This window comes from Micromonospora sp. C28SCA-DRY-2 (genome assembly GCF_030519475.1).
GTDB lineage: Bacteria > Actinomycetota > Actinomycetes > Mycobacteriales > Micromonosporaceae > Micromonospora.
Genome location: NZ_JAUMKD010000004.1, coordinates 378,448 through 392,708, shown reverse-complemented (window position 1 = coordinate 392,708; position 14,261 = coordinate 378,448). Strand labels below are relative to the sequence as shown.

The window sequence follows — 14,261 nt, the reverse complement described above, 5'->3', positions numbered from 1 at the left end:
GGGGCGGTTGATGATCGCCCGACGGCGACCGTAGCCTTCCCCGCATGGCCGGATCCCCCCTGCTCGACGACCTGCGGGCCGCGCTCGGCGACGACGCGGTGCTCACCGACCCGGACCTGCTCCGGATGCACGAGCGGGACGAGGCGGATCTCTGCGCCGCCGGCACCCCGCTGGTGGTGACCCGGCCACGCGACACCGCTGAGGTGGCCGCGGTGGTCCGGGCGGCGGCCCGGCACGGCGTACCGGTGGTGCCGCAGGGGGCGCGGACCGGGCTGGCGGGCGCGGCGAACGCGGTGGCCGGCGCGGTGGTGCTGAGCACCGTCGCGATGGACGCCATCCTGGAGATCGACCCGGTCAGCCGGATCGCCGTGGTCCAGCCCGGGGTGGTCAACGCGACCCTCGCCGCCGCGGTGGCCAAGCAGGGGCTGTGGTACCCGCCCGACCCGGGCTCCTGGGAGTCCTCCACGATCGGCGGCAACGTCGCCACCAACGCCGGCGGCATGTGCTGCGTCAAGTACGGCGTCACCACCGAGTACGTGCTCGGCCTGGAGGTGGTGCTCGCCTCCGGCGAGGTGCTGCGCACCGGGCGACGGACCGCCAAGGGGGTCGCCGGGTACGACCTCACCCGGCTCTTCGTCGGCTCGGAGGGCACGCTCGGGATCATCACCGAGGTCACCGTGGCGCTGCGCCCCGCCCCGGCGGAGTCGCTCACCCTCGTCGCGGTCTTCCCGTCCACCGCGGCGGCCGGCGACGCGGTGGCCGGGATCGCCGCCCGGGGCCTCTCCCCCAGCCTGCTGGAACTGCTCGACCGGACCCACCTGCGGGCGATCGAGGCGTACCGGCCGATGGGGCTGCGCACCGACGCCCAGGCGCTGCTGCTGGCCGCCGCCGACACCGGCTCCCGGGCCGCCGACGACCTGGCCGCGCTGGCCGAGGTCTGCACGGCGGCCGGCGCCGACGAGGTGTACGCGGCCACCGACGCGGTCGAGGCGGCGGCGCTGTTGCAGGCCCGCCGGCTGGCGCACCCGGCGATGGAGAAGTTCGCCGCCGACACCTTCCCCGGCGGCAACGGCGGACTGGTCATCGACGACGTGGCGGTGCCCCGCGGCGCGCTGGCCGCGCTGCTCGACGGGGTGGCCCGGATCGCTGCCGAGTGCGAGGTGCCGATCGGCGTGGTCGGGCACGCCGGGGACGGCAACATGCACCCGAACATCGTGGTCGACCGGGCCGACCCGGCGAGCCTGGCCCGCGGCCGGCGCGCCTTCGACGAGATCATGCGACTCGGCCTGGAACTGGGCGGCACCTGCACCGGCGAGCACGGGGTGGGCCTGCTCAAGCGGGACTGGCTGGCCCGCGAGATCGGCCCGGTCGGGGTCCGGGTGCACCAGGCGGTCAAGGCCGCGCTGGACCCGACCGGACTGCTGAACCCCGGCAAGGTGCTCTGAGCCGGCGCCGTCGGCGCCCCGGTCCGGCGGACCGGGCCGCCGTCGGGCGGCGCCCGCGTCAGGCCGTGGGCTCGGCGGGGGTGGCCTGGGTGAGCAGCAGCAGGATCTCGTACGCCACCAGCGGCTGCTCCTCGCCCGGACAGTCCTGGGTGGTGATCATGCCGACCGAGGTGAGCAGGCTGGAGGTGAGCGCGTCGATGCAGGTCACCCGGTACTGCCGGGCCTGGTCGGTCTCCTGCGGCAGCCGCGGGTCGTCCAGCAGCACCTGGAGCCGCTGCACCTGCTCGGCACCGAGCGTGCCCGACGAGGTCACCCCGTCGCCGGCGCAGTCGACGCACTCCCACCGGCCGTCCGGCGACACGTTGAGCGTGCGCAGCGGGCCGCTGGAGCCGAGCTTCTGCAACAGGCTGACCTGGCCCTTCCCAATGGTCGCCGCGCCGCCCAGTCCGGGCTGCACCGACGCCGACGTGGCCGGTCGCGGTGTCGGTTCGTCGTCGGCGTTGCCGGTGCTTGTGCAGCCGGCGAGGTTGACGGCCAACAGGGCGGCGGAGAACAGCACCAAACGGGACCGGAATGCGGAAACCACGCGCCGCAACCTACCCCACCGTAGGTAGCGTCGGAACCCGTCGAGCGGACCGAGATCGTTGCGTAACGTTACCGGCCGGTTAGGTTACCGTGACGAGGAGGGGACATCGGCCGTGTCGCCGTCGGAACCCCGGTCCCGGGCGAAGCCGCGGACGTCGGGCGCGCCCAGCCGGGCCGCGTCGGCCGCGACGTCGTCCGGCATCTGCTGCGACTGCCGTTCGGCCGCCACCCGGGCCCGGTAGTTCTCCACCTCGCGGGCCCGGGTCGCCGCGTCCCAGCCGAGCACCGCGCCCATCAGTTCGGCGGCGTGCTCGGCCGACTCCAGTCCACGGTGGCTGGTCTCGAAGGAGATCCGGGTCCGGCGGGTGAGCACGTCCTCCAGGTGCAGCGCCCCCTCGGCCCGGGCCGCGTAGGTCACCTCGGCCGCCAGGTACTCCGGTGCGCCGGCCAGCGGGGAGGCGAGCAGCGGGTCGGCGTCGACCAGCGCGAGCAGGTCGAGGCTGAGGGTGCCGTACCGCTCCAGCAGGTGTTCGACCACCCCCACCGGGACGCCGTGCCGGCGGGCCAGGTCGGCCCGGTCCCGCCACATCGCGGCGTAGCCGTCCGCCCCGAGCAGCGGCAGGTCGGCGGTGCGCGACGGGCGTACGCCGCCGAGCCGGCGGGCGGCCCGGTCGACCACGTCCGAGGCCATCACCCGGTACGTCGTGTACTTGCCCCCGGCGACCAGCAGCAGCCCGAGCATCGGCTCGAAGACCGCGTGCTCGCGGGAGAGCTTGGAGGTGGAGTCGGCCTCGCCGGCCAGCAGCGGCCGCAGCCCGGCGTAGACGCCCTCGATGTCGTCCCGGGTGAGCGGCCGGTCCAGCACGGTGTTGACCTGCTGGAGCAGGTAGTCGATGTCACGGGCGGAGGCGGCCGGGTGGGACCGGTCGAGTCGCCAGTCGGTGTCCGTGGTGCCGATGATCCAGTGCCCGCCCCACGGGATGACGAAGAGCACGCTGGTCGCGGTCCGCAGGATCAGCCCGGTCTCGCCGGTGATCGCGGAGCGGGGCACCACCAGGTGCACGCCCTTCGAGGCGCGGACCCGGATGCCGGGGCGCAGCCCGACGTCGTTGAGCATCCGGGACATGTCGTCGCTCCACACCCCGGTGGCGGCGATGACGGTGCGCGCCTGCACCTCGAACTCGGCGCCCGGCGAACCGGCCGGCGCCTCCAGGTCGCGGACCCGGACCCCGGTCACCTCGCGGGCCTGCCGGATCAACCCGACGGCCCGGGCGCTGCTCACCACGGTCGCCCCCAGGCTGGCCGCGGTGCGGGCCAGGGTGACCACCAGCCGGGCGTCGTCGACCTGCCCGTCGTAGTAGCGGATCGCGCCGGCCAGCCCCTCGGCCTTCAGGCTGGGGAAGACCCGGCGGGCGCCCTCGCGGGTCAGGTGGCGGTGCAGCGGCATGCCCCGGCCGCCGCCGAAGACGCCGGCGAAGGCGTCGTAGGTGGCCACCCCGGCGCCGTAGTAGGAGCGGCGGAAGAGCCGCCCCGGCAGGTCGCGGACGCCCCGGCCGGCCGGGAGCGGGACGAGGAACGGGACCGGCCGGACCAGGTGCGGCGCCAACCGGGTGGCGAGCAGGCCGCGCTCGGTGAGCGCCTCGTGGACCAGGTGGAACTCCAACTGCTCCAGGTAACGCAGGCCACCGTGGATGAGCTTGCTGGAGCGGCTGGAGGTGCCGGCGGCGTAGTCGCGCGCCTCCACCAGGGCCACCTTCAGCCCGCGCGAGGCGGCGTCCAGGGCGGCACCGGCACCGGTCACCCCACCCCCGATGACCAGCACGTCGAACCGCTCGGCCCGGAGCCGGCGCAGGTCGTCGGCGCGGCGCTCCGGGGAGAGCTGACCGGCGACTGATCGGGACACGTTCGGGTCGCGCACCCGTCCACCGTAACCGTCCCGGGCACTCCGCCGGCAGGCGGCGCTCGGGCCGTACTGTCTGGGGATGCAGGTCGGTCCCCCGTCGCCCACCGGTCCGTACGTGCCGCAGCCCCCGCCGGTGCCGCCCCGGCCCAGCCCGTGGGCGGTGGTGGCGGCCGCGCTGGCCGGCGGCTGGATCGTCGGTTGCGCGGTGCTCACCCAGGCCGGCGGGTGGCTGACCGACCAGGTGCTGCTGGCCAGCGGGCTGGACCGGCTGGTCTGGCTCTGGCCGGTGCTCGGCCTGCCGGCCGTCCTGCTGGTCGGCACGCCCGCGCTGCTGCTGGCCCTGCTGCCCCGCTCGGCGGCGGTCCGGGCCACCGGTCGCGCCTGGCTGGCCGGGGTGCTGGTGCTCGCCGCGCTCGGGCTGCTCCGCGCCATCCCGCCGGTGCACCACGAGGCGTACCTGGCGGCGCTGGCCGGCACCGCCGCGCTGGCCGCCGCCGTCCTGGCCCGGCTGGCCCGCCGGCGCGCGGTGACCGGCCCGCCTCCGACGGGCCCGGGCGTTCCGGCGCCGGCCGGCCCGACCCCGACCGGCGGCGCCCCGACCGCGGCGCACCCGGCGGCGGCCGGCCCCGGCGAGGGCCCGGACCCGGCGGCGGGGCCGGGCGGCCTGGACCCGGCGGGACCGGGAACGGCGGGACCGGGAACGGCGGGACCGGGAAGGGCGGGCACCGGCGGGCAGCCGGCGTGGGCCGGCCGGGGCCGCCGGCCGGGCGGTCTCACCCTGTTCGGCGTGGCCGGCGGGCTGGTGCTGCTGCTGCCCTGGGTCTGGTTGGGCGCGCTCGGCGGGCCGCTGGAGACCGGACTCGCCGCGCTCGCGGCGGCCGCGCTGGGCGCGCTGGCCGGGGCGCTGCTGGACGCCGGCTTCTGGGCCCCGTTCGCGGTCGGCGAGCCGCCCCGGCCGGCCCGGCTGGTGCTGGTCGGCGGGCTGGTCGCCGGGGTGGCACTGCTGCTGCTGGCCGCCGGGGTGGGCCAGTCCGGGGCGCAGTTGCCGTTGCTGCTGACCCTCCCGCCGGCCGGCTTCGCGCTGGCCGCCCTCCAGGCGGCGGCCCGCCGCCCCGGCGCCGGCCAAGCTGCCGACCGCACCCCGACCGGCTGGCTGGTCGGGCTCGCCGTGTTCGGCCCGCTGGCCTTCACCGATCCCGAAGAGATCACCCTGGTCCTCACCAACACCCGCGACGTGCCGTTCTGGGTGGCGGCCGCCGCCGGCGCGGGGCTCGCCGTCGCGGCCCTGCTGGCCGTCGCGTACGGGGTGCTGCTGGCCCGGCCGCACGGCCGCACGCCGAGCCGCCGGGTGGCCGCGGTGACCGCCGCGACCGTGCTGGTCGCGGCCGGGGTGGTGGCCGCCGGCCCGGGCCAGCCCGGCCTGCACGGCGAGCGGCTGCTGGTGGTGCTGCGCGAGCAGGCCGACCTGACCGGGCTGCCGGCCGGCACGCCGGGGCGGGCCGGCCGGAACGCCCGCGCGGCCGAGGTCTACCGGCGGCTGGTGGCCACCGCCGATCGCAGCCAGGCCGAGCTGCGCCGCGACCTCGGCCGGCTGCGCCTGCCGTACACCTCCTACTACCTGGTCAACGCGGTCGAGGTGGCCGGCGGGCCGGCGGTGCGGGCCTGGCTCGCCGGCCGGCCGGAGGTGGACCGGGTGCTGGTCAGCCAGCGGCTGCGACCGTTGCCGGCGCCGGCCGGGACCAGCCGCGGCACCGTCGCCGCCCCGACCGGCCCGGAGTGGAACATCCGGCTGATCGGCGCGGACCGGGTCTGGTCCCAGCTCGGGGTGGACGGCTCCGGCGTCGTGGTGGGCAGCTCCGACTCCGGCGTGGACGGCGGGCACCCGGCGCTGGCCGGCGGCTTCCGGGGCGGCGACGACTCCTGGTACGACCCGTGGAACGGCAGCCGCGCGCCGGCCGACCGGGGCGGGCACGGCACCCACACGGTGGGCAGCGCGGTGGGCCGGGGCGGCGTCGGGGTGGCCCCCGGCGCGCAGTGGGTGGGCTGCGTCAACCTGGACCGCAACCTCGGCAATCCGGCGTACTACCTGGACTGCCTCCAGTTCATGCTGGCGCCCTTCCCGCCCGGCGGGGACCCGTTCACCGACGGCCGGCCGGCCCGCGCGCCGGACATCCTCACCAACTCGTGGGGCTGCCCGTCGGTCGAGGGCTGCGACCCCCGGGTGCTCCGCCCGGCCACCGCCGCGCTGGACGCCGCCGGCATCCTGGTGGTGGCCGCGGCCGGCAACACCGGGCCGTACTGCGGGTCGATCGACGACCCGCCCGCGCCCTACCCGGACGTGCTTACCGTGGGGGCGGTGGACCGGCAGCGCCGGGTCACCAGCTTCTCCTCCCGCGGGCCGGCGCCGGGTGGCGCGGCCAAGCCGGACCTGGTGGCGCCGGGCGCCGAGGTGGTCTCCGCGATGCCCGGTGGCGGGTACGCCCGGCTCGACGGCACCTCGATGGCCACCCCCCAGGTGGCCGGCGTGGTGGCGCTGATGTGGTCGGCGAACCCGGCGCTGGTCGGCGACCTGGCCCGGACCCGGCAGATCCTGCGGGACACCGCCACCCCGGCGCTCGCCAGCTACCGCTCCGGCGATCCGGCCGACTCCTGCGGGGGCGACCGAAACGTCACCGGCGCCGGTCTGGTCGACGCGTACGCCGCCGTCCGGGCCGCCCGCTCCTGAGCCGCCGCCGGGCGGACCCGGCCGCGCCGGGCTCCGGGCCGCCGGCGGTTCCCGTGCGGCCCTTGCGCACCCCGGTACCCGGTGATCTAGGGTCGGCCACCATGGACGCGGAGATCGTCGAGCTGAGCGCCGACCGGACGCCGGCCGTGGTGGAGCTGTGCCGTCGGGCGCTGGACCTGCCGGAGGACGCGGCCGAGGCCGCCGAGATCGTGGCCGCCCTCTGGACCCGGGCCGGCGCGGACCGGCCGGTGGTCGCGCTGGGCGCGTACCGGGGCGGGGAGCTGGTGGGTGCGCTGATCTGCTCGGTCGGCACCGCCGACCAGCGGCTCGGGCACGTGGACCTGGTGGCGGTCGACCCGGGCGCGCGGCGCCGGGGCGTCGGGCGGGCGCTGCTCGGGCACGCCGAGCGCAGGCTCGCCGCGCTGGGCGCGGCCGAGGTGCTGCTGGCCGGGAACCCGCCCTACTACGCCTGGCCCGGCATCGACGTCCGGTACACCCCGGCGGTCTGCGCCGCGCTGGCGCTCGGCTACCGGCAGGACCGGACGGCCTGGAACATGACCGCCGACCTGTCGTACGAGGGGTCGCCCGCGCTGCGGTCCACGGAGGACGCCGAGCGGCGGCTGGCCGGGCAGGGCGTCACCGTACGCCGGGCCGAGCCGGCCGACCTGCCGGCGCTGACCGCGTTCGCCCGGTCCACCTTCGGCGGGGCCTGGGACGCCGAGCTGCTCGGCTCGGTCGGCCGGGACGGGGCGGGCTGCCACCTGGCGGAGCGGGACGGCGAGGTGCTCGGCTTCGCCGCGTACGGGTCGAGCCGGCCGAGCTGGTTCGGGCCGATGGGCACCGCCCCGGCGGCCGAGGGCTCCGGCATCGGCGGGGTGCTGCTGCGCCGCTGCCTGCGCGACCAGCACGCGGCCGGGCTGGCGGCGGCACAGATCGGCTGGGTCGGGCCGGTGCCGTTCTACTCCGGCAGCGCGGGCGCCCGGATCGAGCGGGTCTTCTTCCTGTACCGCCGGACGATCCAGCCCTGACCGAGGCGAACCGGACATAGATCCCGATAACGCCGTTCACCCGCAGCGCCGACCGCCGCCTCCTACCGTTTCGGTAGAGGAGGCAGCCATGACCACGGACGACGAACATACCGACGACGTCCAGCCCGTCACCTGGACCCCGGTCGGCGAACTCCCCGGGCAACTGCCGTTCGACCGGCTCGACTACGGCGACGCCGAACAACTGGCCGAGATGGCCGGCACCGAGCCGGCCGAGGTGGAGGAGCCGCTGGAGATGGTCGACGCGCCGATCCAGGTCCGGCCGCCGTACGACCGGGCACAGAAGCGGCGTAACCAGCGCCCGTTGCCCACCTGACGACGAAACGGGGCGGACCGCGTCAGCGGCCCGCCCCGTTTCCGGTCGGAACTGGACTCAGAAGTCCATGTCCCCGCCACCCGGACCAGCCGGGGCGGCCGGGGTCTTCTCCGGCTTGTCCGCCACGACGGCCTCGGTGGTGAGGAACAGCGCCGCGATCGACGACGCGTTCTGCAGCGCCGAGCGGGTCACCTTGGCCGGGTCGATGATGCCCGCGGCCAGCAGGTCGACGTACTCGCCGTTGGCGGCGTTGAGGCCGTGGCCGGCCTCCAGGTTGCGGACGTGCTCGACGACCACGCCACCCTCGAGGCCGGCGTTGACGGCGATCTGCCGCAGCGGAGCGTCCAGCGCGATCTTGACGATCTGCGCGCCGGTCGCCTCGTCGCCGGTCAGGTCCAGCTTGTCGAAGGCGGTCTTGCCGGCCTGCACCAGCGCGACACCACCACCCGGGACGATGCCCTCCTCGACGGCGGCCTTCGCGTTGCGCACGGCGTCCTCGATGCGGTGCTTGCGCTCCTTCAGCTCGACCTCGGTGGCCGCGCCGACCTTGATCACCGCGACGCCACCGGCCAGCTTGGCCAGCCGCTCCTGCAGCTTCTCCCGGTCGTAGTCGGAGTCGCTCTTGTCGATCTCGGCCCGGATCTGGTTCACCCGGCCCTGGATCTGCTCGGCGTCACCGGCACCGTCGACGATCGTGGTCTCGTCCTTGGTCACCACGACCTTGCGGGCCCGGCCCAGCATGTCGAGGCCGACGGCGTCCAGCTTGAGGCCGACCTCCTCGCTGATGACCTGGCCACCGGTGAGGATGGCGATGTCGGTGAGCATGGCCTTGCGGCGGTCACCGAAGCCCGGCGCCTTGACGGCGACCGACTTGAAGGTGCCACGGACCTTGTTGACCACCAGGGTGGCCAGGGCCTCGCCCTCCAGGTCCTCGGCGATGATCAGCAGCGGCTTGCCCGACTGCATGACCTTCTCGAGGATCGGGAGCAGGTCCTTCACCGACGAGATCTTGCTGTTGACGATCAGGATGTACGGGTCGTCGAAGACGGCCTCCATACGCTCCGGGTCGGTCATGAAGTACGCGGAGATGTAGCCCTTGTCGAAGCGCATACCCTCGGTGAGCTCCAGCTCCAGGCCGAAGGTGTTGCTCTCCTCGACGGTGATGACGCCTTCCTTGCCGACCTTGTCCATCGCCTCGGCGATGATCTCGCCGACGCTGGTGTCACCAGCCGAGATGGAGGCGGTGGAGGCGATCTGCTCCTTGGTCTCCACGTCCTTGGCGAGCTTGAGCAGCTCCTCCGAGACGCTGGCCACGGCGGCCTCGATGCCCCGCTTCAGGGCCATCGGGTTGGCGCCGGCGGCCACGTTGCGCAGGCCCTCACGAACCAGGGCCTGGGCCAGGACGGTCGCCGTCGTCGTGCCGTCACCGGCCACGTCGTCGGTCTTCTTCGCGACCTCCTTGACCAGCTCGGCGCCGATCTTCTCGTACGGGTCCTCGAGCTCGATCTCCTTGGCGATGCTCACACCATCGTTGGTGATGGTGGGGGCACCCCACTTCTTCTCGAGCACGACGTTGCGGCCCTTGGGGCCGAGGGTCACCTTCACGGCGTCGGCGAGCTGGTTCATGCCCCGCTCGAGGCCGCGGCGCGCCTCTTCGTCGAACGCGATCATCTTGGCCATACGGCGTTGTCCTCCTGGACACTCACGGGCCACCCGAGTGTGTGTCCCGGATGGGCCGCCTGGTGTACGCACCTTGGGACGTCGCCACCGGACGACGGCGACGCCTCCTCGGCCGGGCCGGATAGCCCGCGACGACCGGCCACGTGCCTCGCCGGCGGTTGTCCCACCGGCGTGGCCGCGGCCCCACCGCCCCGACCATTGGCACTCACAGGTTGCGAGTGCCAATGACTTGTTTAGCACTCTCACTGGGCGAGTGCAAGCACGACCGCCCCGGTCAGCCGAGTTCGCCGGCCAGCCGGGCGGCGTTCACCGGGCCCTCGTGGGCGCGCTGCTCGGCGTAGGTCACCACCAGGCCGACGAGCTGCACGACGTGTGCCGGCAGCGCCAGCACCGCGGCCACCAGGATGACCATGATCACGCCGACCGCCGAGCCCGCGGAGTCGAGCGGAGTCATGCCGAACGGCAGCGTGCCGACCGCCTCGACCACCCCGGCCACCATCGACCCGACGATCACCGCCGCCACCACCATCGCCACCCGGCCGAGCAGCAGGCCCAGCCGGTCGTGGAACATCCGCCAGGCCCGGCCGATCGGGGCCTGCCGCTCGAAGAGCCAGACCGGGCCGGCCATGCTCAACGCGAACGCGAAGTAGATGCCGGGGATCACGCAGAGGCAGGTGCCGAGCGCGACGATCAGACCGATCAGCAGGGTCCAGCCCCAGAGTCCGAGCGCCCGGCGCAACCCGTACCGCAGCGCGGCGCCCAGCCCCACCGGCTCGCCGGCCGCCTGCCGGGCGACCACCCAGCTGCCGGCGGCCCACCCCACGCTCTGCACCAGGCCGAAGAGCAGGCTGCCGCCGATCAGCACGCCGAGCATGGTGGCCAGGTCGGTGAGGAAGGTGTCCGGCAGGGCGTCCGGGTCCTGGCCGACCGTGGCGTCCCACTCGGCCGTCGGGTCGACCGCCAGGCTGATCACCGACAGCACCGCGGCCGGCAGCACCTGGGTGAGCAGCAGGATCGGCAGCAGCAGCCGCCAGCCGCGGCGGATCGCGCCGACGCACCGGTCGAACCAGCCGGACACCCCCGCCCCGGGCGGGGTGACCAGCGGGTCGGTCGGGTCGAAGCCGTAGCCCGGCGGGTACCAGCCCGGGTACCCGGGCGCCGGCTGCGGATACCCGGGCACGCCGTACCCGCCGGTCGGGAAGCCGCCGGTGGGCGGCGTCGGCCAGCCCGGCCCGCCGGCGGCCGGCGGCCAGCCCTGCGGACCGTACGGGGTACCGCCGCCCGGCCACGGTTGCGGCGCGGCCGGATCCCACGACGGAGGCTGCTGCGCCCCGGCGGGTGGCGGCGCGGCCGGGTCCCACGGCTGGGCCGGCTGGGCGCCGGACGGTGGCGGAGCGGCCGGGCCGGTGGCGCCGGGCGGTTGCGGCGCGGTGGCGTCCCACGGCTGGGCCGCCGGAGGCGGCGGCGCGGTCGGCTCCCCGGGCCGGCCGGCAGCGGACGGCTCCGCCGGCTGGTTGGCGCCCGGAGCGGGGTCGCCCGCTCCGGGGGTGCCGGGGTTGGGGGACGACGCGTCCGGGGGCGGCTGGTCGGACATGAACCCTCCTCAGCGAGAGCTGGAACGGCTCACGATCTTTCCTGGTGCGGTGGCCGCACCGCAGCCCCCCGGCGCGTCGGAACGTGGGGGCGCCGGATCAGGCGATGACGCGCACCCGCTCGGCCTGCGGCCCCTTCTGGCCCTGGGCGATCTCGAACTCCACCCGCTGGCCGTCGTCCAGCGCCTTGTAGCCGTCCATCTCGATGGCGGAGAAGTGGACGAAGACGTCCTGCCCGCCGTCGACGGCGATGAAGCCGTAGCCCTTTTCGGCGTTGAACCACTTCACGGTGCCCTGTGCCACGGTGCACTTCCTCACTCTGCGCGGCGTACCACAACCCGGAGGCCGGCACGCCGGCATCCCGGGGCCACCGTTCGGCGATCGGCGACGGCCGCTGAAACGGTGACCGAAATCGCACGCTACACGAGGCGTGACTACGGTGCACGACCACAAATCGGGCATATTCCGAATGATCGCGGACTCGGCGGGATCGTCGTCCGTCGTTGTGGTAGGCATGCGGGCATGACCAGCGATCCGGGCGGGCCGGGCCGGCGGGTGGCGGAGGTCCGACGGGTCCGGCCGCGGGACGCCGCCCGGATGCGGGCGCTGCGCCTGGAGATGCTGGCCGACGCGCCGCTGGCGTTCCTGGAGACCCTGGCCGACGCGGCGGCCCGCCCGCACGCCGAGTTCGCCGCGCGGGTCGCGTACACCTCGACCGGCACCGACACCGCGCAGTTCGTCGCCGACCCCGGTGGTCGGTTCGTCGGGCACGCCGGGGGCACCACGATCCCGACCGAGCCCGGCCTCACCGTCATCTACGCGGTCTACGTGACCCCGACCTGGCGCGGCAGTGGACTGCTCAGCGAACTGGTGGCGGCGGTGGCGCAGTGGTCCCGGGAGTGCGGCCGGCCCGAGCTGATGCTGGAGGTGGTGGTCGGCAACGACCGCGCCTACCGGGCCTACCAGCGCCTCGGCTTCGTCGACACCGGCGTCCGGGTGCCCCACCCCACCATCCCCGCCCTGACCGAACTCCAGATGCGCCGCCCCGCCTGACCCCCAGACCCCGCTAGCCCCCGGTGACCGTAAACCCCACCCGAGGCAGCACCCCGAAGATCAACACCCCCAGGGCCCCCCGACGCAGGCCGCCCCGGAAGGGTTTCCGGGGCAGCCCGCCCGCGTCGGGATCAAGCCTGACCGCCCAGAGCGGGGCGGGCTGCCCCGGAAACCCCAACCGCAACCACGGCTGCCCCCGAAAACCCGAACTCAGACGTGCCGACGCGACTGCACGATCCGGAACCGGTTCGCCACGTACGCCCCGTCCGTCAGCGCCGCGTTGGCCGCCGGGTTGGCGCCGCTGCCGTGGAAGTCGGAGAAGGCCGCCGACTGGTTGACGAACACCCCGCCGGTGAGGTTGCAGGACAGGTGCACCCCGACCTCGATCGCCGCCGCCTCGGCGGCGTCCAGCACCGCCTCGTCGGTGGAGTAGACGCCTGCGGTGAGCGCGCCCTTCTCCCCGACGGTCTTCCGCATGATCTCCAGGCTGTGCGTCGTCGAGTCGGTGGGGATGACGAACGAGATCGGCCCGAACCACTCCCGGCCGTAGGTCGCGGTGTCGTCCGCGCCGACCTTGACCACCGTCGGGGTGCGGACCACCGCGCCCGGGAAGGCCGGGTGCTCGACGGTACGCGACTCCAGCACCGGCTCGCCGACCTTGGTCACCTCGTCCAACCGCTCCAGCACACCGTCGTTGACGATCGCCCCGGTCAGCTCGACGCCCCGGGCCGGGTCGCCGGTGAGCTTGCCGACCGCGGCGGCGATCCCGCCGGCCACCTCGTCGAAGCTCTTGTGCCCCTGGTCGGTCTCGATGCCGCCGGCGGGGATCAGGATGTTCTGCGAGGTGGTGCACATCTGGCCGCTGTAGAGGGTCAGGGTGAAGCCGAGGTTGCGGCACATCCCGGCGAAGTCGTCGGTGGAGTCGATCACCACGGTGTTCAGGCCGGCCTTCTCGGTGTAGACCGCCGCCTGCCGGGCGTTGGCCTCCAGCCAGTCGCCGTACTCCGTGGAGCCGGTGAAGTCGACGATCTTCACGGCCGGGTGCAGGGCCAGCGTCGAGGCGAGCTTCTCACCCGGGGCCTCGGCGGCCAGCAGCACCAGGTCGGGGTCGAAGCCCGCCTCGGCGAGCACCTCGCGGGCGTACCGGACGGTGATCGCGAGCGGCAGGACCGCACGGGGGTGCGGCTTGACGATCACCGGGTTGCCGGTGACCAGCGAGGCGAACAGCCCCGGGTACGAGTTCCAGGTCGGGAACGTGTTGCAGCCGATGACCAGGCCCACCCCGCGGGGCACCACGTGGAACGTCTTGGTCATCCGCAGCGGGTCGCCCTTGCCGGCCGCCTTCTCCCAGCCGGCCGTCCCCGGGTGCCGGGTCATCTCCGCGTACGCGTAGGCCAGCGCCTCCAGCGCCCGGTCCAGGGCGTGCGCGCCGCCGGCCTGGAAGGCCATCACGAACGCCTGCCCGCTGGTGAACTGCACAGCGTTGGCCAGCTCGAAGATGTGCTTGTGCAGCCGGTCGAGGATCTCCAGGCAGACCCCCACCCGGGCCTGCGGGCCGGCATCGCGCCAGGCGGGCAGCGCGGCGCTCGCCGCGGCGACCAGCTCGTCGGCGCCGGCGTGCGGGTAGCGGACGTCCAGCGCCACGCCGAACGGGCTGGTCTCGGTGGCCACCCGGTCGCCGGCGCCCGGCTGGTCGAGGGGGAAGTCGCCGCCCAGGTACGCCTCGAAGGCGGCCTTGCCGTCGGCGGCGGCGGTCTCGCCGTAGACCCGGGGGCTGGGGGACTCGGGATAGGCGGACCAGTACCCGCGCTCCGTGATCGCGGTCAGCGCCCGGTCGAGGGTGTCGGCGTGCCTGTCGTACAGGGGGTGCGGGGTCTCCGTCATGCCCGCCATCATGCAACAGGTGGCACCAAAAT

General features: G+C 75.0%; 11 protein-coding genes. 5 read left to right on the top strand and 6 right to left on the bottom strand.

Translation table 11 applies throughout. The annotated features are described in order from the left end of the window. Positions 1-44 precede the first annotated feature (44 nt). Complete coding sequence (locus Q3W71_RS19415; protein WP_302920765.1) at positions 45-1,445, top strand: FAD-binding oxidoreductase; 1,401 nt, start codon at positions 45-47, stop codon at positions 1,443-1,445. Positions 1,446-1,503: 58 nt separating this feature from the next. Here Q3W71_RS19415 and Q3W71_RS19410 read toward each other — a convergent pair whose 3' ends face one another. Both Q3W71_RS19410 and Q3W71_RS19405 read right to left on the bottom strand, forming a co-directional pair. Continuing rightward, positions 1,504-2,031 carry a hypothetical protein gene (locus Q3W71_RS19410; RefSeq protein ID WP_302920764.1) on the bottom strand — a complete coding sequence of 176 codons (528 nt, stop codon included), beginning with the start codon at positions 2,029-2,031 and terminating at the stop codon, positions 1,504-1,506. A gap of 84 nt (positions 2,032-2,115) precedes the next feature. After that, positions 2,116-3,933 (bottom strand): glycerol-3-phosphate dehydrogenase/oxidase, encoded by a 1,818-nt coding sequence (locus Q3W71_RS19405; RefSeq protein WP_302921018.1) that lies wholly within the window; start codon positions 3,931-3,933, stop codon positions 2,116-2,118. Between the two features lie 79 nt (positions 3,934-4,012). Here Q3W71_RS19405 and Q3W71_RS19400 point away from each other — a divergent pair, with 79 nt between their 5' ends. The 3 genes from Q3W71_RS19400 (at position 4,013) to Q3W71_RS19390 (ending at position 8,020) form a co-directional block, all read left to right on the top strand. Beyond that, positions 4,013-6,658 carry a S8 family serine peptidase gene (locus Q3W71_RS19400; RefSeq protein ID WP_302920763.1) on the top strand — a complete coding sequence of 882 codons (2,646 nt, stop codon included), beginning with the start codon at positions 4,013-4,015 and terminating at the stop codon, positions 6,656-6,658. Between the two features lie 101 nt (positions 6,659-6,759). Continuing rightward, positions 6,760-7,686 (top strand): GNAT family N-acetyltransferase, encoded by a 927-nt coding sequence (locus tag Q3W71_RS19395; RefSeq protein WP_302920762.1) that lies wholly within the window; start codon positions 6,760-6,762, stop codon positions 7,684-7,686. An 88-nt stretch (positions 7,687-7,774) separates the two neighbouring features. Continuing rightward, the gene (locus tag Q3W71_RS19390) at positions 7,775-8,020 is read left to right on the top strand and encodes a hypothetical protein (protein WP_302920761.1); all 246 of its coding nucleotides are present in this window, start codon (positions 7,775-7,777) and stop codon (positions 8,018-8,020) included. A 57-nt stretch (positions 8,021-8,077) separates the two neighbouring features. On the opposite strand, the gene groL is transcribed toward Q3W71_RS19390, so the two are convergent. From groL to Q3W71_RS19375, 3 genes are all read right to left on the bottom strand, one after another. Beyond that, positions 8,078-9,700, bottom strand: a complete 1,623-nt coding sequence (groL, locus tag Q3W71_RS19385) for a chaperonin GroEL (RefSeq protein WP_302920760.1) — start codon at positions 9,698-9,700, stop codon at positions 8,078-8,080. Between the two features lie 274 nt (positions 9,701-9,974). Further along, positions 9,975-11,294, bottom strand: coding sequence for a hypothetical protein (locus Q3W71_RS19380; RefSeq protein ID WP_302920759.1), 1,320 nt, complete (start codon positions 11,292-11,294; stop codon positions 9,975-9,977). Positions 11,295-11,391: 97 nt separating this feature from the next. After that, positions 11,392-11,595: a cold-shock protein gene (locus Q3W71_RS19375; RefSeq protein WP_013288855.1), complete on the bottom strand. Its 204-nt coding sequence runs from the start codon at positions 11,593-11,595 to the stop codon at positions 11,392-11,394. Between the two features lie 219 nt (positions 11,596-11,814). Between Q3W71_RS19375 and Q3W71_RS19370 the strand changes: the two genes are divergently transcribed. Further along, positions 11,815-12,345: a GNAT family N-acetyltransferase gene (locus Q3W71_RS19370; protein WP_302920757.1), complete on the top strand. Its 531-nt coding sequence runs from the start codon at positions 11,815-11,817 to the stop codon at positions 12,343-12,345. 210 nt (positions 12,346-12,555) lie between these two features. On the opposite strand, the gene paaN is transcribed toward Q3W71_RS19370, so the two are convergent. Further along, positions 12,556-14,229 (bottom strand): phenylacetic acid degradation protein PaaN, encoded by a 1,674-nt coding sequence (gene paaN / locus Q3W71_RS19365; RefSeq protein WP_302920756.1) that lies wholly within the window; start codon positions 14,227-14,229, stop codon positions 12,556-12,558. Positions 14,230-14,261 lie beyond the last annotated feature (32 nt).